The organism is Muricoprocola aceti (assembly GCF_025567005.1).
GTDB classification, from domain to species: domain Bacteria; phylum Bacillota; class Clostridia; order Lachnospirales; family Lachnospiraceae; genus Marvinbryantia; species Marvinbryantia aceti.
The window spans coordinates 23,198-43,803 of record NZ_JAOQKE010000008.1 but is presented as its reverse complement, the minus strand read 5'-3'; the positions used below and the strand labels follow the sequence as shown (position 1 = coordinate 43,803).

Below are 20,606 nucleotides of genomic sequence, written 5' to 3'. Positions count from 1 at the left end.
GATGTGTGGAAGTATCAGGTTCTGTCACAAAAAAAATCTCAGGTTCCTCGGAACCTGAGATCTTACTTTTCAATCCTGACATCACATGACCCTTGGCCATGCCTCCATGTTTGAATCATCTTCTCTCATCCAGACTATACTGTCGGTACCGGAATCTCACCAGTTCAGCTGCCTCATCGCAGTTCGCGGACTATACCGCCGGTAGGGAATTACACCCTGCCCCGAAGAATTTATTCTATTCTGTTCTGCATCTAAGATAGCACAAGGAAGTAGATCTGTCAACTGACTTTTATGCAAACAATGGCTTCAATGCCTCTGCCAGCTTGTCCTTCTGTGCCTGTGCCTCTGCCAGATCCTTACCCAGAGTGGTGAAGTAGGTCTTGATCTTTGGTTCTGTTCCGGATGGACGAACCACTACGGTAGCTCCACCTTCCAGTGCATAGATCAGTACATTGGCTGCAGGAAGTCCGGTCTCATCCGGCTTCTTGTAATCTGTTACCTTCGTTACTGCATAGCCTGCGAATTCTGTTGGTGGGTTGTCACGAAGCTGCTGCATGATACCAGCCATCTTGTCCATTCCGGTAAGTCCCTGGAATTCATAGCTGTCTACCTTATTCAGGTAACGGCCATACTGCGCATAAATCTCTTCCAGGCGCTGCTTCAGGGAGCTTCCAATACTGCGGTAGTATGCTGCCATCTCACAGATCAGCATGGAACCGATGACTGCATCTTTATCACGTACATATGAGCCGGCCAGATATCCGTAGCTCTCTTCAAATCCAAAGATAAATCGGTCTACTTCGCCTGCTGCCTCCAGCTGTGCAATCTGATCACCGATCCACTTGAATCCAGTCAGCACATTTCTCATCTCTACACCGTAATGAGCTGCCACAGCATCTGCCAGTGGTGTGGATACGATAGATTTTACTGCTACTGCTTTTTCTGGTAATGTTCCTTTTTCGATTCTTCCTGCACAGATGTAATCGAGCAGAAGAACACCCACTTCATTACCGCTTACCAGTTCGTAAGAACCATCCGGGCACTTCATGGCAATACCCACACGGTCTGCATCCGGGTCAGTAGCCAGCATCAGGTCAGCACCGGTCTCCTTTGCCAGTTCCAGACCTTTTTCCAGTGCTGCGAAGATCTCTGGATTAGGGTAGCTGCAAGTGGTAAAGTATCCGTTCGGATATTCCTGTTCCGGTACAATAGTGATATCTGTGATACCGATATCCTTCAATACCTGTGTCACTGGTACCAGACCAGATCCATTCAGCGGGCTGTATACCAGCTTCAGTCCTGCAGTCTTGCACAGTCCCGGACGAACCTGACGGGATTCGATAGCTTCATAAAGTGCCTTCTTGCAGTCATCCCCTACAAAACGGATCAGTCCCTGTTCTACCCCTTCTGCAAAGGATATGTATTTTGCACCATTCAGTACATCTGTCTTCTGAATCTCGTTATATACGATGGCAGCTGCATCATCGGTCATCTGGCATCCATCCGGGCCATAAGCCTTATAACCATTATACTGTGCCGGATTATGGGATGCCGTCACCATAATACCTGCATTACACTGATAGTAACGTGTCGCAAAGGACAGTGCCGGTACCGGCATCAGTGCATCATAGATTCTTACCTTAATACCATTAGCAGCCAATACACCTGCTGCTGTCTTGGCAAATACATCGCTCTTCAGACGGCTGTCATAGCTGATCGCTACTGTCTGATTACCGCCCTGTGTCTTTACCCAGTTAGCCAGCCCCTGTGTGGCCTGACGTACTACATAAATATTCATTCGGTTCGTTCCTGCGCCAAGTACACCACGCAGTCCTGCTGTGCCAAACTTTAAGGCAACGGCAAACCGTTCTTTGATCTCATTCTCATTATCTTTGATTTTTGTAAGTTCCGGCTTTAAGTCAGCATCTTCCAGGTCCGCAGCAAGCCAACGCTCGTATTCATTTCGATACATTTTTACCACTCCTACCTTTGTTTTTTCTACAAAATTTGTTCAATATGACAAATCTCCAAATTAACTATACCCCTTTTCCCGCTTTCTGTCAATTAGTTCCAACTATTGGCCCTCAACAGTTTTAGCTGAAATCAGTCTGACAAAAAAGGGCAGCAATTCCACTCTTACATGAAATCACTGCCACAAAACTCTTATTCTCCGAAAAGGCCTTTTACCCGGTAAATACCGCCCTTAGACAACTTATCTTACATCTCAGCCTTGTATGCTTCAATCGCCTGAATCGTAAGATCATAAGACTCCACTACTTTCTGATAAAGTACTTCATCTGCCGGCTCAGTACATGGGCGAAGCTGTTCTGTCAGCTCAGACACACGCTCCATCAGTTCTGTAAAAGCCAGATTCGCTGCCACACCCTTCAGTGTATGGGCTGCGCGGAAAGATTCCTGAATATTTTCCTCTGCTACAGAAGTCTTCAACAAATCCATGGATGTATCATCCAGGAACTTCAACATAAACTTCTCAATCAGTCTGTCCATAGCCAGTCTGGACTTGGCATCCTCATAGTTCCCATGTAATTTTCCATAACATTCCTGCAGTGTCATCGTATTGTTCCTCGCTTTCTGCCTTCTCTACTGAGTAGTACAACTCTGCTGTATCAGCGTCCTATTTTAGCAGATTATCATTTTCAAAATAGTCAATCTTCATTGCATGACGAACTTCCTGAAGTGTAGCAGCTGCTGTAGCCTCTGCCTTTTTACTGCCTTCCCGTAAAATCTCATAGACTTCCGGAAGCTTCTGTTCCCACATTTTACGTCTCTCACGAATCGGTTCTAACTCTGCTTGAAGAACTGCATTCAGGAACTTCTTCACCTTCACATCTCCCAGACCGCCTCTCTGATAATGATCCTTTAATTCCTGGAGGTTCTGATAATCCGGTAGGAACTCCTGGAAATATTCATCCCTGCAAAATGCATCCAGATAAATAAATACCGGATTGCCTTCTACCTTACCCGGATCCTGTACTCTTAAGTGATTCGGATCGGTAAACATGGACATAACCTTTTTCTTAATGTCTTCCGGTTCTTCCGAAAGATAAATACAGTTACCCAGAGACTTGCTCATCTTGGCCTTACCATCAATACCTGGCAGACGCAGACAAGCCTGATTCTGAGGAAGCATAATACTCGGATCCGTCAATGTCTCACCATATACACTGTTGAACTTGTGCACAATCTCCTTGCACTGTTCCAACATCGGCATCTGATCTTCACCTACCGGAACGGTTGTTGCATGGAAAGCTGTGATATCTGCTGCCTGACTGATCGGATAACAGAAGAATCCGGTCGGAATGCTGGCTTCAAAATCACGCATCTTGATCTCTGCCTTAACAGTCGGATTTCTCTGTAATCTGGATACCGTAACCAGATTCATATAATAAAAGGTCAGCTCTGTCAGCTGCGGTACCATAGACTGAATAAATATCGTGGACTTTTCAGGATCCAGTCCACAGGCCAGATAATCCAGTGCCACCTGCATAATATTCTGCCGCACCTTCTCCGGATGCTCTGCATTGTCTGTCAGAGCCTGTGCATCTGCGATCATAATATAAATCTCATCATATTCTCCGCTGTTCTGCAGTCTGACCCTCTCCTTCAAGGATCCTACGTAATGTCCTACATGAAGCCGTCCAGTTGGACGGTCACCTGTTAAAATAATCTTTTTCACAAGTTGCCCCCACTTTCTCTCTTATCAGTATGAAAAAAAATACCCCGATAAACCAGTAATATCAAGTCTATCGAGGCTATTCACATAGCGGAAGGGAGATTTGAACTCTCGACACCACGGGTATGAACCGTGTGCTCTAGCCAACTGAGCTATTCCGCCACAACAATCAATATTATAATGGATGATATGAATGTTGTCAACTGTTTTTTGTATGATTTTTCAAAAATCTGCCCCGTTAATTCTGCGCACGAAACAGGATCTCATCCTCTCCCACCATTCCGAGCTTCTCTTTTGCAATCTCTCCTGCGTATTCTTCTGTCTTAACCTTTTCCTGCAGCTGAGCAATCTCTTCCGTACGTTCACTCTCATCTTCCAGCTGAGAATTCAGCTTTTCGATCTGCTGCACATATCCGGCATTCTTATCCTTCAGCTGGCTGCTCTGTACTAGCATCACACACAGCAAAATGAATACAACCGCTGAAATACAGATAATCTCCCTGCGGTTACTGCCTTTATATTTCTTTCTTGCCATTCTATGCTCCCAAAAAACGTTGCTGTTCACTCTGCGACTCTAAGTCATTTTACCTCTATTTCTGAACTTTTTCAACAGCTTTATACAAATCCTTCGTAAAAATGACGCCACTCCCCACTGGCACCAGGCGCCCAGAATCACTGCTGCCGCTGAATACAGCCGTATCGCTCCGTCATTTGCCCGAAATACTGCAATAAAAATCACCAGTGCTGCATTACACCAGTAGAAAAAATCTTCCAGATTCACTGCCAGGTCACTGTGCCGAATCAGCCTTCGCACACCGGCAAGCAGCAGATATTCCACAACCAGCAACATTCCGACTGTCAAACTGACTGCAAAAAAAGCTGCCTCCTGTCTGATCCCCTCACTCATCCTCAGCTCATCAGCCGCTGCAGCAGACTGCCCTCTTTTTTCTTTTTATGCCCGCTGGCGGAATAAGTCAGACTGTCTACCTGGCCTTCCAGATCTGCCTCTCCCTTTTCCAGATTCAATTTGCTGATATGCAGTCCTTTTCCTTTGATACTCAGCATTCCCATTTCTGTATCCATCAGGATCTCTGTTTCATCAAAAGAAAGCACATCACTGATCCCGGTGACTGTTCCGCTTTTTCTCCCAGATATCCAGATCTTATGTCCTCCGGTAATCTGCTTTTCCTCCATCCATTCACCCTCTTCGCCGGACTGTTATGGTCTTGATTTATATTATGTCCGCCGTCGGATCTCAGAACAGAAAAATCTCGCAAATGATGCCGATTGTCGATCAGATGCGAGTTCTTTTTTTCTTTCCTGTCAGATGTACCTGTATAACTCCTGTGCTTCGTCTTTTTTCACAGTCTCCTGTACATTCAGCACTTCTGCTTTTACACTTCTGGTTCCGAACTGAATCTCAATGATATCTCCAGCTTTCACATTCACAGATGCTTTTGCCACCTTATCATTCACCAGCACTCTTCCTGCATCACAGGCTTCGTTGGCCACAGTACGCCGCTTAATCAGTCTGGATACTTTCAAAAATTTATCAAGTCTCATATTTTCTCCTATCTTAGAAAAGGGGGAACTGTTCAGACCCCACTGTGAAGGTACTGAACAGATACGAAAAAGGGAGCCTATCCAGCTCCCAGTTTCACATCTCTTAATTAGTTGATAGCATCCTTTAATGCTTTTCCTGCTTTGAACTTTGGAGACTTGGATGCTGCGATCTGCATGGTCTCACCTGTCTGAGGATTTCTTCCTTCTCTTGCAGCTCTTTCAGATACTTCAAATGTTCCAAATCCTACTAACTGGATCTTTTCACCTTTTTTTAATTCTTCTTCAACAACTTCTGTGAAAGCCTTTAATGCCTTCTCTGCATCTTTTCTGGATAATTCTGTCTTTTCAGCAATTGCTGCAATTAATTCTGTTTTGTTCATGAAAATGATTCCTCCTCTTATCTCTTCACCCTTCCCTTAAACAGGAAAGTCTATGCACTGAAATTTTCCCTTTTCAAATGCCTGTTATATTTATATACCGAGTGCCCCGTTTTGTCAAGCATTTAGAGCATTTGTCGCAGAAATACGCCTCTTTTTTCCTCCTGTACAGCCAGTTTTTTCAGTTTTTCTCCATTCTTTCCAGACAGGCAGGCTTTCCTGCAATTATAATACTGATTGGCCAGTTTCCAGAACTTTTCCGGATAGCAGAGCCGTATGAAAAGATACTTTCGTTCTCCTTCTGAAAGAGGCCTGATACGTTCATATGCTTCTATCATACGCTTTCCCATTTTCAGAGACCACTCCTGCTTTTCCATGATTTTCCGTACAAACTGGTACAGATCGCTGACAGGAATATCATACCCACATTTTTCAAAATTAGACGTAAAAATCTGCTTTTTTCCAAGGAAATAAATGTTATGCTGATTATAGTTGCCATGGCACATTTCTCCGGCTTCCACGCTCGCCCTGTACAACGTCTCATACCCGGAATTCTCCAGCATTTCCAGCGCTTCTCTGGCCTGTCTGGCATATTCCGGATACTGCTTCAGAAACATACTTTCAAATTCCGTCTTTTGTTTCCGTTTCCGCACGAACTCATTCACTTTTTTCAGTTCCTGGTTGTGCCGTTTCCAGACCTCTGTCAGGCATTCTCCTGCATACAGTCTCTCTCCCTCTGCCTGTGGCCAGACCATCATTGTATGAAGATGAGCCAAATTCGCAGTCGCAGCTTCCACATCAAAAGCGCTGGATGTATCACATTCTCTTCCTTCCTGCCAGTCTTTCAGCACACAGGTATTGTCATCCCAGTCCCGGCACAGATAGGCTCCTTCCCTGCTGGCCATAACTTTGTCTGTATAATGCAATCCCTTCTGTTCCATACGTTCCAGCAACTGATTGGTAAACACGATCTTTTTTTCACTTCCGGTATAATCCGTCAGCAGCTTTTTCCCCAGAGAGGTCTCACAAATATAAGAGCCTCTTCCACGTGTTGCACTGATCAGCTCCAGGTCATACTGCTCTAATAATTTCAGGCTTTTTTCGTTCACTCATACCCCTCCCCCCTGCTCCTTCTATCCTATGCAGGAGAGAGATGGTTTATGTGTCAGTTTTCTGCACTGTTCCCATAGGTTTTCAACAGATATTCCCGTTCATTATGTTCCGGTGTTTCAAGAACATCTTCCAGCATCTGGTTCAGGATTTCCCCGATTTTCTTTCCCGGCTCCATTCCTGCTGCAATCAGGTCTTTCCCAGTTACCTGAAGGTTCTTCAGTGATATGCAGTCCTTCCGTTTCAGGATTTCATCGTACACCTGATGCACACGCTCCAGATTGACCAGCTTTTCTATTTTGCGATATTCGCTCTGTGCCAGTATGTCTGCCCCCATTACCTGAAACAGTCCCGGAAAGATGTCTTCTCCGGCCCGGTGCAAGAGACGCCGAATCTGCCGTTCATCTGGCTGCGGTCTGGCATCGTGATACAGGACAATACGTTTCACCTGATCCATCGTCGCATTATCAAACTTTAATCTCCGCATAATCCGGACAGTTTCCTGTGCACTTACGTTAGCATGTCCGTGAAAATGATCCACCCCGTCTACTGTTGTCCTGGTCTGTGGTTTTCCAAAGTCATGGAACAACACAGACAGACGGAGAACTTTTTCCGGATCTGTGAATTCCAGAGCTTTTAACGTATGCTCCCCTACAGAATACATATGATGGGGATGATGCTGCGGAGTCTCCATCATAACATCAAATTCCGGCAGTACCACCCGGGTAATGCCCAGCTCATAAGCAGTTCGCAGCATCTCCGGATGTGGAGACACCAGCAGCTTCACCAGCTCTGTCTGAATTCGCTCTGCGCTGATATCCTTCAGATTCCCAGCCAGTGCTCTTGCAGCATCTGCCGTCTCCTTTTCGATCTCAAACCCAAGCTGAGCCGCAAACCGTACCGCCCGCAGAATGCGCAGGGCATCTTCTTCGAACCGTTCTCCGGCCACACCTACGCAGCGAATCACACCATGTTTCAGATCTTCTATCCCACCAAATGCATCTACCATTCCGCAACGATCATTATAAGCCATGGCATTGATCGTAAAATCTCTTCTTCGCAGATCTTCTTTTAATTCTCCGGTAAAATTCACCTGCTCCGGATGTCGATGATCCCGGTATTCCCCATCAATCCGGTAGGTGGTGACCTCGAATCCCTCTTTGTCCATCATCACTGTCACAGTTCCATGTTCAATACCGGTATCAATCGTACGGTGAAACAGTTCCTTGACCTGCTCCGGCAGCGCCGACGTGGTGATATCCCAGTCAGCCGGGATTCTTCCCAGCACGCTGTCGCGAACGCAGCCGCCTACTGCATATGCTTCGTAGCCGGCTGCCTCCAGAGTCTGAATAATCACTTTTACCTTTTCTGGTAACTGTATCTTCATATGCTCTCCTTTTTCTGTTATCCCTGTGCCAGGAAGAATGCCAGCACTACAATACCAAGGATAATACGATACCATCCAAACACGGTAAAGCTATGCCTGCGAATATAACCAAGCAGCAATTTGATCACCACAATAGATACCACAAACGCCACCACCATGCCTACCAGGAGTAATACCACTTCACTGGCAGAAAATACCAGACCAAACTTCAGAATCTTCAGCAGACTGGCCCCCAGCATAACCGGCACTGCCAGGAAAAAGGTAAACTCTGCTGCCACAGTTCTGGAAATACCGATCATAATGGCTCCCAGAATGGTCGCTCCGGATCTGGACGTTCCAGGGAATACCGCTGCGATCAGCTGGAATGCCCCAATGCAGAATGCCATCGGATAAGTGATCTGTGCAATGCTGTTTACCTTCGGTACCACATCTTTATTCTGGTGTTCTATAATAATAAACAGCACACCAAATACAATCAGTGCAAATGCTACCGTCCAGTAATTATAAAACAGGCGGTCCAGTTCATCTTCAAATAAAATTCCTACTACGGCAGCCGGTACGCAGGCTACCAGAATCTTAAACCACATAGAAAAGGTATCTTTTTTGATGAAAAACCTTTCTTTTGTAGAAAACGGCCACAGCTGTGGAAAATACAAGACTACAACAGCCAGTATGGCGCCCAGCTGAATGACCACCAGGAACATAGACATGAATTCATCAGTTACATCCAGCTTCACCAGTTCATCCAGCAAAATCATATGACCGGTACTGCTGACCGGAAGCCATTCTGTGATTCCTTCTACAATTCCGAATAAAATTGCTTTTAAAATTTCAATTATTTCCATTTTCTTTCCTTTCTATCTATGGTTTCCATTATTATTCCTGATACTTATCCAGGAAACCAATAAACTGATTGCCTGATTTCTCAAACAGTGCCAGGGAATCCTCATCACTGAGCAGATACGTATCATCCGCGCCAGGTTCATAAAAACTGATATTTCCCCACTGGTCATACCCGTTCAGAATCCGGATGCCTTCTGTCGTATCTGCCAGCACCGGATTACCTTCACTGATGAAATAAAGGATCTCATCCATATTGCATCCGGCCAGATTCAGTACCATCTTATCTGGAAGCTGCTGTGCCAGCGCCGCCTCATCCATTGTACCATTTAAAATACAGGGATCGATGGAAGACAACGGTATGGTACTCTCTGTTGCCTTATTTCCTCTTTCCCAGATATACTGATGGCTCTGGTTGACCACTACGCCAAACAGTTCGTCTGCCTTCACAATTGCAGTATTCGCATGCTCATACATTCCGGCCAGCTGACCTTTGGCATACACATAGTAGATTTCCTGCGTGTCTTCCTGATACGGAATCGTTACAGTCTTGTTTCCATTTTCCACCATCATGCTGCTGCGTATCACCTTCGGTGTCTGGGAAATGATGCCGGCGCCAATCAGAAGTACCACCTCTGTCTTTTTCCGGTCTGTCACCTGCGTAGTCAGTCCAATGCCGGTATCTTCTGCCACATTATCAATAATATGATCTTCCGCCGCCTCTACCCAGTCATTTCCGGACTTCTGTACTCTTGTCATGGTCAGAAGTCGATCTGAGATCTCTCCTCCTGTGACATAATATCCTGTCTGCGCATACTCCTTTTGTGGTTCTCCATTCTCATCCACAATATTGACCTGTTTCATTGGAAAGAGCTCAGTTCCCTCCTCGCTGCTGTCAATATCCGCCTCATCTGCCACACCATACACCAGCGACTCGCCCAGATAGCCCAGCATCCGGATTCGTTCACTGCCTGCGCAAGTGATCTCTTTTACCTCTCCGGTATCCAGATTTATCATAGAAATCGTACTGGAATTATATGGTTCATTTTCTTTCAGATATGCAAAATGCTTACCGGTACCAGAACCTTCCACACAGCCCAGCTTCAGTCCTTCCATCAATGTTGTCATCTCCATAGTTGCCAGATTGATCTGATAAATGTTCCCATCCAGAAGCATATAGAAGCTGCTCTGATCCTCTGTAATATAGGCCAGTTCTTCCACATCCCTGCGAAGAAGATCATAGGACCGGTTGGTATCCACAAACAGCTTTTCCTCCACAGTACCAGAAGATGCATCATAATGATACAGCCCCACACCTGATTCACCTTCATGACGTCCCCGGTTCATATAACCGGCTACAATGAAGTACACATTACCACCTGGGCTGACATTCAGAACTCTAATATCATGTTCTCCATAAATATCCCGATAATCACTGTCTCCCTTCTGACGGAAGGTAAAGATCTGCGCCATCTTGCCGCTCTGCACATCGTAACTCCAGAGTTCACCGCTCTGTTCAAACGCAAAATAGTTATGGCTGGAGTCACTGGCAAAAGAAATATCATTCTGCGTGATACCAAGATCAATGCCACTGTCCGTAATCACGCCGTTATCTGGATCAAAGACTTCATCTGTAGTTCGTTCAAAGTCCAGCAGCATGACCACTTCATCAGCATAACGCAGGCGGAAGTATTCATTTACTGTATACAGTTCCACATTTCCTTCCTCATCTGCCGCACTGATCAGGTATTGCTGGGTAATGGTTGCTGTCGTCTCATTCAGTTCTTTTATGGCAGGAATGGATTTGTAATAAATCTGCGGATTCAGATTCCCCCATTCCAACTGTTCCGGTGTAGTATGAATATCCATATAGGAAAGATTGGTCTGTTCCACATCGTATTCCGGTTCCAGATAAACAGCCAGTGAATCTGCATTCTTATTCAGACAGTTATCTGAGAACATATTTACAAAATCCAGATATTCCTTTGTATGCAGGCTGTCCTGCTGTACCAGTCTGGTGTAATAATATACATCCTTTCCATCAGACTTCAATTGTATCTGCAATGCATATTCCTGATTCATACGAATCTTGCTTGCCAGAGTAAAATTCGCCGTAATATATTCACCATCGTTCTGGATGTCTGTCACTTTCGTATTTTCCAGGGATTTTGAGCCATCTATGGTCAGTACTTCAAAATAAATATCCTGGACATTTGCGCCAAAGGTCTGGATATGAAGTGATACATCACGATCAGTAGAAATCGGGGTCAATGTATCCCGGATAGTCAACGCTTCCATCGGCTCCACATACCCATGCAGCGGATTCATATCTGTATCCTGATACCGCATATAAACAAGCGGTAAGGTTGCCTTTTTCATATCCTCTGTCTGAATGGTGGTTTCATCATCCATAATATAGGCAAATCCTGCCACCGAACCGATGAAGATCAGAAAAAGCACCACAATTCTAATCAGTATCTTTTTCATCTTCTCCTCCTAACCGTAATCTGTAAAATAGTGGATTCACATTCCAGATTCCCATACAGGTCTGAAGAGAGTCCAGAAGTTTTTCCTTCTTTTCGAAAGGCAGTGGCGTATTCTGCTTCACTGCACGGATCAGAATATTCTTCGGTGTATGTTCCATATCAATAAACTCCAGCACCTGCACCTGATATCCTTCCAGCTCCAGCACATCCGCCCGAAAAGCATCGGTCATCAAAGCCGCCATACGTTCCTGAATCAGCCCATATTTTAAGACCGGATTCATCTCCGTACTGTGCATCTGACGGTTTAACTCATGATGGCAGCAAGGCACCGCAAAGATCACCTTTGCATTCCATTGAAGTGCCTTTTCCAGTGCATAGTCTGTTGCCGTATCACAGGCGTGAAGGGATACCACCATGTCTACCTGATCCACGCCATCGTAATCCGCAATATCCCCGGTCAGGAAGGTCAGGCGGTCATAACCGTACTTCTCTGCCAGTTCCTGACAGTGTTCCATCACATCTTTCTTCAGATCCAGACCGATCATCCGTATCCGGTACTGCTTCTTTACGGTCAGATAATAATACAGGGCAAAGGTGAGATAAGACTTCCCACATCCAAAATCAATCAATGTCAGTTCCCTGTCTTTATCCAACTCCGGTAAAATATCTTCCACAAACTCCAGATATCGGTTGATCTGGCGGAATTTATCATATCTTGACCGCACAATAGCTCCTTCCGCTGTCATAACCCCAAGATCCACCAGAAACGGGATCGGAGTTCCTTCTTCCAGGAGATATCTCTTCTTGCGATTATGATCCAGAACTCTTGCACTACGCATATCTCTGGCTATTTTCTGCTTCACTGTGGCTTTTCCTTTTTTACTTACCAGTGCCTGTATAGACTGGGTGGTAGTATCCATCTGAAGTTGTCTGTAATCTTTTCGAAGCCAATGATCCAACTGTTCCAGCAGCTCTGCCTTCTCATAGTTTTTGTGAAATTCTTTTTTCCCATCTGAGACACTGGTCTGAAAATACAGCTGCTCTTTCAGCTTCACCGGCCGTATCTTTACTTTATCCGCCAGTTCTCCATGACGCTTTCCACTGATGGTCATGCGCAGCATATTCTCATTCATGGTCTGTCTCAGTAAATTCATTAATTGTTCCATATCTGTTCTATATCACCATTCTTTTCCACAACTGTCACAGTGCCATGTGACAGCGTAACGTTCAAATCTGCGCAGCCCGAAAGAAGACGACAATGTCTTTTTCATATTGGTCCATACTGAGATATGCGATACCTTGCTGCTTCCGCATCTCGGGCATCGTACCTCCAGCTTCTTTTTTCCTGCATCAATGCGCCGGTCCACATCGTTCTGGTCATTCATCTTTTTAAACTGCTCTGCCCAGAACTTTCGTTTATTTACCTTTCCAAATGCATATTCATAGTAATTAGCTGTCTTCTTGTCCTTAGGATCTGCCGTTTTTACCAGATAAAAGTAAGCGGATGCCCGAATATAATCTTTCTTATTATGATAGTAATACAAGCCTACATTCTTCATAGCCTGTGCCCAGATCGCGCCTTTGTTCTTCTCGATCTTCATAAAGCAGGAAACTGCCTTTTCCTGGTCATCCGGAAATGGAGCATTGATCTTTGGCATATACAGATTGCCAAGGAAATAATAGGATGCACTGTTCAGTCTGGCTGCTGCCTGGAAAGCATCTGTTGTCTTTTTCATATACGCTTTTCTTTCCGGTGAATCCTTCTGTGCCAGATTGAAATACGCAGATGCAAGATTGGTATAAACGCTGGCATCTTCCGTGATGGCAAGAGCCTTCTCAAACATCTCCACTGCTTTCTCATTATCATTTGCATCGTTTTTATAATAAATCCCCAGTTCATTATAAACCTGCGGAGCCTGACTTTCCTCTGCAAGAGCCAACAGCCCGGCTTCTCGTTCCGAGCCTTTCTTCTCCTTCAGCCTTTCCAGCTTAGTTCTTAATTTATCATCCATATGACTATGTCTCCTCTCTGGTGTACGCTCACTTCATGATCCTCACACGCTATGCGCTACTCTCCCAGTATTCTTTATTCTATAATAAAAAGACACGGACTTCAATAAAAAAGTCCGTGTCTGAAAAATATCCTATATTGTATGTAGTCGTTACACTGTACTCTTAAACTGCATATCCAACCAGACGTGGGAGAAACAGTGATACAGCCGGAACAAAGCTGAGTAACAGCAATGTAATAATCATAGCAAGATAGAATGGCAGGGTTGCCTTTACGATCTTTTCGATCTTAACACCAGATACAGCAGAACCGATGAACAATACGGTACCTACCGGAGGTGTCAGCAGACCGATACCACAGTTCAGGATCATCATGATACCGAACTGGATTGGGCTGATGCCGATGGATGTTGCCAGTGGCAGAAGGATAGGTGTTGCAATCAGGACGATTGGAGCCATATCCATGATGCATCCCAGAACCAGAAGGATCAGGTTGATCAGCAGTGTCAGCAGGATCTTGTTGGTTGTGACAGAAGTAATGGCACTTGCCGCAAGATCTGGCACATGCAGATAAGTCAGGCAGTAACCGAAGATACTGGAGGTACCGCAAAGGATCAGTACCATAGCCAGTGTATCGATACATTCACCAAATACTGCCCACAGGCTCTTCCAGTTCAGTTCTCTGTAAACAGCCATACTTACCAGTAAGCTGTAAAGTACTGCGATAGCAGCAGATTCAGTAGCTGTGAATACACCACATACTACGCCAACTACTACGATCAGGATCGCCAGCAGAGCCCATATAGAAATCTTTAACTGTTTAAAGAAGTTCTTAATAGAGAATGCTTTTCCCTTTGGATAATTTCTCTTCATGGAAATGATGTAAGAGAAGATCATCAGAGAAACAGCCAGGAGTGCTCCTGGAAGGTATCCGGCCATGAACAGCGCACCAACAGAAACTCCACCGGCTGCTGTACAGTAAATAACCATGTTGTGAGATGGAGGAACCAGAAGACCTTCTACAGAAGAGGTAATGGTAACTGCTGTAGAGAAATCAGCGTCGTAACCGGCTTCTACCATCATAGGGATCATCAGCTTACCAACAGATGCGGTATCTGCTGCTGCAGATCCTGAAATACCTCCAAAGAAGTAGGATGTTACGATGTTAACCATGGCCAGTCCGCCATGCATCCATCCAACCAGTGACTCAGCCAAAGCAACCAGCTTATTGGAAATACCGCCGGCACCCATGATACTACCCATGGTGATGAAGAATGGTACCGCCATCAGTGAGAAGGAGTAAACCCCTTTGACCATCTGTGTAACAACGGTTGTATACGGAAGCTTTAAATATGTCAGGCAGAGACAGGAGGCAATGGCTACTGCAAATGCGATCTGCACACGCAGAGCAACCAGCAGTAAGAAGCCCACAATCAGAATTAAAATTGCGATTCCGTTTGAACTCATATTATTTTTCCTCCTTTGCTGACAGTTTTTTCACGTCTTTTGCTAATGCCTCAAGAATAAAGATGCAGATTACAATACCTGCAATCGGTACACCTGCATACATCCAGAATTTGGACAGTGCAGGAAGTGTAGCGTATTTTACACGGCTTCCTACAGTCGTTGCTGTATTAAAGCCTTCATAAATCATAATGATAGAGAATGCCAGAATCAGAACATCTGCGAAGATATCCAGTACCTGACAGAGCTTCTTTGGCAGGAATTCATCCAGGGATGTCATTCGGATATGTGTTCCCTTTCTTACAGCAAGTGCTGCTGCAAGGAATGCCATATAAGTCATAAGGGTAAGAACCACTTCTTCACTCCAGGCCGGATCCTTGAACAGTGGAATATACTTTCCAACATAACGACCTGCTACTGCGTAAGAAGTGATCAGAATATCTGCGATCAGAGCAATCTTACAGATAAACATAACCAGTGCATAAAGCTTATCTAATACACGTTCAATTGCTTTCATTTTCGAAAACCTCTTTCTTTTAAAACTCAGAACATCACGTCAAAGTCATTCCCACCTGTGCAGACACAGGTGGGAACACGACTTCTTATGCTGTCATCAACGACTTAAACCTTATTTTGCAAGATCTACAACTGCCTGATAGAAGTCTTCGATACCCTTTGTATTTTCTGTGATAACATCAGCAACTGCTTCTTTGTAAGGAGTCTTGTCTTCTACTTCTGTAAATACAGCGCCCTTATCTGCCAGACTCTTCATGCAGTCTTCATCTGTCTGTGCAGACTGTTCTTTGTTGAATTCCTGAGCTTTCTGAGCTGCTTCCTGAACTGCTGCGAACTGTTCGTCTGTCAGTTTGGATTTTGCAAGGTCAGAGATGATATATACTGCGTTACCCAGTGTATGTTCATCAAGGATTACGTTAGGAGCTACTTCGTAGAATGCATTCAGTTCGTATGGGGAAAGTGGCTGTTCAGCACCATCTACTACACCAGACTGAAGAGAAGTATAAAGCTCACCAGAGGAGATAACTGTCGGTGATCCGCCAAGTCCTTCTACGATACCACGCATGATTGGGTCATCTGCTACACGGATCTTCTTGCCGGCGATATCAGCTACGTCTGTAACAGCATCTTTGAAGAAGAAGCTTCTGAATCCTTCTTCGTAGAAGCTCAGTCCTGTTACACCAAGAGTAGAGATCTCATCGAAGATTTCATCTTTCAGTTCTGACTCTGCTACTGCCCAAAAATGATCACGACTCTCGAATAAATATGGAAGACCGAGAGATGCAGTCTTTGGACAGCTGTAGTTTGTCAGACGGGATGTTGTGATACGCTCGATATCTACAGTACCTGCCTGTGCCAGCATACCATCCAGGATTTCTGTTTCGCTTCCAAGTACCTTAGAACACTGGATATCGATATCAACTGCACCATCTGTCAGTTCGTTAACCTGTTCTTTGAAATAGTTAGCTACTTTTCCGGAAAGGGAATCTTCTGCGTTCTCTTCAGCCAGAACGAGTGTTACATCTGCTGCGGATACAGATGCGCCAGCGGATACTGCAATAAGACCTAACATGATTGCTGCAACTAATTTTTTCTTCATTTCTTTCTCTCCTTATTTTTTAAAAATTTTGTGCCATCTGCCAAAAGACATTGGCTGGTACCCGGGTAATCTGTCTTTTTTTTCCTGCAACCGGTATACCGCTGAAATAATTCTATCATTATACTCTATAAAAAGCAAGTATTTTTCATCATTCTGTATGTCTGTCCTTTTTGTCTTTTTGCATCATATTTTCAGATATTTTATTAATACCTTCTGAAGTTTTCCAATATTCAGCGGTTTGGACAAATGTTCGTTCATTCCACTGGCCATGGACTTCTTCACATCTTCCTCAAATGCATTGGCACTCATGGCTATAATCGGCATCTCCCGACAATCTTTCCTGTTCAGCTTCCGAATGGCTTCCGCAGCCTCCAGGCCGTTCATTTCCGGCATCATGATGTCCATCAGTATCAGATCATAGGTATCTTCCGGCACTTCCATCATCCGTTTTACCGCCAGACGTCCGTTTTCGACACTGTCCACCTGAATCTGATATTCTTCCAAAATTGTCTGAATAATTTCCAGATTCAGTTCATTGTCCTCAGCCACCAACACTTTGCAGCCCTCAAAGGTACAGTTCTCAGAAACCTTTTCCTGTTCTTCTTTTTTTTCTCTGGCAAATTCCATTTGCATGGTAAAGCTGAATTCACTTCCCTCTCCTGGCTCACTCTCCAGCACGATATCACTTCCCATCAGCTGTACCAGCCGACTGCTGATAGCCAGTCCAAGACCATTTCCCTGTCTTCGGCTGATTTCTCTGGTATCTGCCTGTTCAAAGCTCTGGAAAACCTTCTTCTGATCTTCTTTGCTGATACCAATTCCGTTATCCCGTACAGAAAAGAACAGTTTTGCCCCGGTCTGACTGCTGCTGATTTCCCGGACGGTCAGACAGATCATCCCATTTTCTTCTGTAAACTTCACTGCATTTCCAATCAGATTAATCAGTACCTGATTGATGCGAAGTTCATCTCCGTAATATCTGGTATGCTTCAGGTCTACAATCTTCCTGTAAATCAGATGTTTCTCCTCCAGCCTGGACGCAAACAGTTCGTTAATATTGTCTACCATCTCTCTCAGATCAAAATCAGCCAGTATCAGCTGCATTCTTCCGCTTTCGATCTTGGACATATCCAGAATATCATTGATCAGACCCAGAAGGTAGTTGGAAGAATTGCGGATCTTCTTCAGACAGTCCAGAATCTTCTCCTGTGATTGTCCCTCATGAAGAGCAATATCAGTCATTCCCATAATACCGTTCATCGGTGTACGTATCTCATGAGACATTCTGGCAAGGAATTCTGCCTTGGCATTACCGGAAGAATCATGTCTCTGCTGGTTCAGACGATTCTGAATCAGCATAACGACCTCCTGCAGTTCATTCTGTTCTTCCTCATTCAGCTCTTCCTGAGCCTTCAGCCCAAAGATCAGAATGCTTCCCATGTACTTTCCACCGTCTGTCATATGAAGTACTGTACCGTCCTGCTGCCTGATAAATGGTGCAAACAGCGGACTGTTGCGACAGACATCTCCGATGCTCTGCAGTCTGTCCGGATCGCAATGTTTATAGAAAGAGAGATAATCCTCCTGCTCGTACCTGGCAATCTCAGACAGCTTTTCTGCCTTCGGATCCCTGTGCCACTGATACTCCAGAATATTTGCCTTGTAATCTGAATCCAATACTGTAATCAGAATGCCTTCCTGATGATAGGTATCCAGCATACGATAAGCAAGAACATCCAACAAAACTGACAGATCTCCCTCTTTATCAAAAAGATTCAAAGCAAGAGAAACCATATTCATCTGACTGAGCCATGCCATGGACACAACATTCCCCGGACGGAAACGAACCGGAGGCTGATTCCAGCCGCTTTGATATACCACAGCTTCTGCATCCATATTCTTCGCTCGATACAACGCTGCCGCTGCCTGATCCAGCAATTCTCGATCAGACTGGTTTCTTCCCTGGACCACACCACAGCAGAAAGCCAGCTCCAGAGTATCCCGGTGAATCAGTTCTGCAAACTGTTTGCTGACTCTTGCCAGCATCTCACGAACTTTTTTTCCATCGGTTTCTTCTGTCCAGACCAACAGTTCATCTGCCCCGGAACGAATCCGGACATTTCCCTTTACCACAACTTCATCCTTCAGAAGCTGTGCCAGATACTCCATGAGAATGTCTCCAAAAATCAGTCCAAATCGCTCATTCATTCTTGTAAAATGATCCACATCCAGAAGAATCATATGCCCCTGTGGCACATACTTTCTTCTGTTTGCCAGTTTTTTCAGTCCCAGCTGGAGGCGATAATACCAGGTTACCGGGTCTATCTGCTCCTTTTTCTGATACGCAAGCTCCCGGATTTTACGTTCATGAATATTGCGGATATTTCCCACCAGTTTGGTACGAACCTGCCGGCTGTCCACCACTTCTTTTCCGTTTAACTGCACCCAGGTATAGTCCTGCATCTCTGGCATCTTCAGGCGAAATTCTATCTGAAACTCTGTTCTGTCACTTTCTCTCAGTTCCTTCAGCCGCGCTTTATCATCCGGATGTACCAGGTATCCATCCAGATATTCCGGATGCGTCCTGCAGTCCCAGATACCATTCATCGTTTTGCTGTTTACAATCTCCAGGGTCATGTTGCAGTAATCGAGGGTGAAAAAAATATCTGTGGAATTTTCCACTGCCATTTTGTATTTTTCCGATTCTTCCTGGATACGCTCTTCTGCCTGCTGCTGTTCATCTGTCAACGTCTCTACCACTTCATGGATCTCGTCGATTTCCCTGATTCCAGATTTATGAAAGCCATGGATGCCTTCCACTCCACTGCGCACGCTGTTTACCAGCCGAGCAATCGGCCTGGTCACACTGCCTACCAGAACACTGACCATCAATACTCCAAACAGCACACCAAAAGCAACGGAAATCAGCATACTGGTGAAAATCTTTCTGCCAACCCCGAATATGGCATTTTCTGTTTCAAATCCAATCAATGTCCACTCTGTATTCTGATATGGCACATGATTCCCATAAAGTTTCAGCCCGTGCACGGTTGCGTAGACATTTTGCTTTCCAATCTGTACTCCCCTTACCTGATAAAAATTTTCCTGTTTCTGTGGAAGCAGTTCAAATGTGTCACCAGAGCCTGCTGTCAGCTCATAGAGGTTTCCCCTACCGCTGATCGAACGGTAGCTGCCATCTTCCTGCCTTACCGCAAGCATATATCCCGCATTCTGATTTGCATCCAGCTCCTGTACCTGAAATTCCTCTTCCAGTTCACTTAAACCGATCTCTATCCCAAGAATTCCGAACAGCTGGCCATCACAGGAAAGTGGAATCGAATATGTAATGATCTTATGGCTGTCCATATAATCATCTTCCAGGACAAATGGTTCTGCCCAGTAACCCAGATATTTATAAGCACTTTCCCCGTTCTCCTGTGCTGCCATATATGGCTGATAAAAAAAATCATCTGCTGCACGTACGCCATTTCCGGCGAGAGAAAACCTGGTAGCCCAGGCAGAATCCAGTGAGATTCCTTCTGTTCTGGCCAGATTCTTACTTCCTCTTTCCATCAACAGATCCGTATTGGTTGCTGACTGATGTTCCGGATCCGAATCTCTTACAAAAAAGCCCTGATACTGCGCCGCCTGATTCGTATCCTGTCCATTGGCCAGCACCAGAAACAATCCTGTCACATTATTTTTCTGCAGTACATCCACACATTCTGGAAAAACCACATCCAGGTAGTCCTTCTGCATCTCATCACTTTGAAGAAATTCTCCCATATCCGCCTGTTCCGACTGCATGGTGCTTTTCAGGCTCTGGGACAGCGTGCCTTTTTCACTTCCAATAAAGCTCCACTGCTCCAGCATTTTATTTTCCAGAATTACTTTTCGGTTTTCTACTGTCTGTCCCATCATATCTACAGCATTGTTTTCCAGCATCCGGTCAGCTCCATTGATCTTCATCGTTCCAATGGATACGGCTCCCTGTGCAATCATAACAACAACTATCGGTATCATAAAAAGAGAAATAATCGATATTTTCTGTTTCAAACCA

At 44.9% G+C, this 20,606-nt stretch carries 18 protein-coding genes, 1 tRNA gene and 1 riboswitch; all 19 genes read right to left on the bottom strand.

The genetic code is table 11. From position 1 onward, the window contains the following. Positions 1-113 precede the first annotated feature (113 nt). Positions 114-233, bottom strand: a riboswitch (FMN riboswitch). A gap of 56 nt (positions 234-289) precedes the next feature. Next, complete coding sequence (locus OCV47_RS08325) at positions 290-1,972, bottom strand: phospho-sugar mutase (protein ID WP_262654664.1); 1,683 nt, start codon at positions 1,970-1,972, stop codon at positions 290-292. Positions 1,973-2,217: 245 nt separating this feature from the next. Then, positions 2,218-2,574: an Hpt domain-containing protein gene (locus tag OCV47_RS08320; RefSeq protein ID WP_262654663.1), complete on the bottom strand. Its 357-nt coding sequence runs from the start codon at positions 2,572-2,574 to the stop codon at positions 2,218-2,220. Positions 2,575-2,635: 61 nt separating this feature from the next. Further along, positions 2,636-3,697 carry a tryptophan--tRNA ligase gene (trpS, locus tag OCV47_RS08315; RefSeq protein WP_117447934.1) on the bottom strand — a complete coding sequence of 354 codons (1,062 nt, stop codon included), beginning with the start codon at positions 3,695-3,697 and terminating at the stop codon, positions 2,636-2,638. Between the two features lie 85 nt (positions 3,698-3,782). Next, positions 3,783-3,856: transfer RNA gene (locus OCV47_RS08310), tRNA-Met, on the bottom strand. A 76-nt stretch (positions 3,857-3,932) separates the two neighbouring features. After that, positions 3,933-4,229 carry an FtsB family cell division protein gene (locus tag OCV47_RS08305; protein ID WP_117447935.1) on the bottom strand — a complete coding sequence of 99 codons (297 nt, stop codon included), beginning with the start codon at positions 4,227-4,229 and terminating at the stop codon, positions 3,933-3,935. Between the two features lie 39 nt (positions 4,230-4,268). Continuing rightward, positions 4,269-4,601 carry a spore cortex biosynthesis protein YabQ gene (gene yabQ / locus OCV47_RS08300; protein WP_117447936.1) on the bottom strand — a complete coding sequence of 111 codons (333 nt, stop codon included), beginning with the start codon at positions 4,599-4,601 and terminating at the stop codon, positions 4,269-4,271. 2 nt (positions 4,602-4,603) lie between these two features. Then, positions 4,604-4,888 (bottom strand): sporulation protein YabP, encoded by a 285-nt coding sequence (yabP, locus tag OCV47_RS08295; RefSeq protein WP_256297489.1) that lies wholly within the window; start codon positions 4,886-4,888, stop codon positions 4,604-4,606. A 129-nt stretch (positions 4,889-5,017) separates the two neighbouring features. Beyond that, on the bottom strand, positions 5,018-5,257 hold the full coding sequence (locus OCV47_RS08290; protein ID WP_117447938.1) for an RNA-binding S4 domain-containing protein: 240 nt from the start codon (positions 5,255-5,257) through the stop codon (positions 5,018-5,020). 107 nt (positions 5,258-5,364) lie between these two features. Beyond that, positions 5,365-5,637, bottom strand: coding sequence for an HU family DNA-binding protein (locus tag OCV47_RS08285; protein ID WP_117447939.1), 273 nt, complete (start codon positions 5,635-5,637; stop codon positions 5,365-5,367). A 122-nt stretch (positions 5,638-5,759) separates the two neighbouring features. Further along, the gene (locus OCV47_RS08280) at positions 5,760-6,743 is read right to left on the bottom strand and encodes a CotS family spore coat protein (protein WP_262654662.1); all 984 of its coding nucleotides are present in this window, start codon (positions 6,741-6,743) and stop codon (positions 5,760-5,762) included. Positions 6,744-6,799: 56 nt separating this feature from the next. After that, the gene (locus OCV47_RS08275; RefSeq protein ID WP_117447941.1) at positions 6,800-8,131 is read right to left on the bottom strand and encodes a CCA tRNA nucleotidyltransferase; all 1,332 of its coding nucleotides are present in this window, start codon (positions 8,129-8,131) and stop codon (positions 6,800-6,802) included. Positions 8,132-8,148: 17 nt separating this feature from the next. Further along, the gene (locus OCV47_RS08270) at positions 8,149-8,976 is read right to left on the bottom strand and encodes an undecaprenyl-diphosphate phosphatase (protein ID WP_256297496.1); all 828 of its coding nucleotides are present in this window, start codon (positions 8,974-8,976) and stop codon (positions 8,149-8,151) included. A 31-nt stretch (positions 8,977-9,007) separates the two neighbouring features. Beyond that, positions 9,008-11,458, bottom strand: a complete 2,451-nt coding sequence (locus OCV47_RS08265) for a hypothetical protein (protein ID WP_262654661.1) — start codon at positions 11,456-11,458, stop codon at positions 9,008-9,010. After that, positions 11,439-12,623: a class I SAM-dependent methyltransferase gene (locus OCV47_RS08260; protein WP_416888009.1), complete on the bottom strand. Its 1,185-nt coding sequence runs from the start codon at positions 12,621-12,623 to the stop codon at positions 11,439-11,441. Before OCV47_RS08260 ends, OCV47_RS08265 begins: the two co-directional genes overlap by 20 nt. Positions 12,624-12,635: 12 nt before the next feature. After that, positions 12,636-13,469 (bottom strand): tetratricopeptide repeat protein, encoded by an 834-nt coding sequence (locus OCV47_RS08255; protein ID WP_262654659.1) that lies wholly within the window; start codon positions 13,467-13,469, stop codon positions 12,636-12,638. A gap of 163 nt (positions 13,470-13,632) precedes the next feature. Next, the gene (locus OCV47_RS08250) at positions 13,633-14,934 is read right to left on the bottom strand and encodes a TRAP transporter large permease (protein WP_262654658.1); all 1,302 of its coding nucleotides are present in this window, start codon (positions 14,932-14,934) and stop codon (positions 13,633-13,635) included. A gap of 1 nt (position 14,935) precedes the next feature. Next, complete coding sequence (locus OCV47_RS08245; RefSeq protein ID WP_262654657.1) at positions 14,936-15,448, bottom strand: TRAP transporter small permease; 513 nt, start codon at positions 15,446-15,448, stop codon at positions 14,936-14,938. A gap of 111 nt (positions 15,449-15,559) precedes the next feature. Beyond that, the gene (locus OCV47_RS08240; protein WP_117447948.1) at positions 15,560-16,546 is read right to left on the bottom strand and encodes a TRAP transporter substrate-binding protein; all 987 of its coding nucleotides are present in this window, start codon (positions 16,544-16,546) and stop codon (positions 15,560-15,562) included. 183 nt (positions 16,547-16,729) lie between these two features. Next, positions 16,730-20,602, bottom strand: coding sequence for an ATP-binding protein (locus OCV47_RS08235; RefSeq protein ID WP_262654656.1), 3,873 nt, complete (start codon positions 20,600-20,602; stop codon positions 16,730-16,732). Positions 20,603-20,606: the final 4 nt, after the last annotated feature.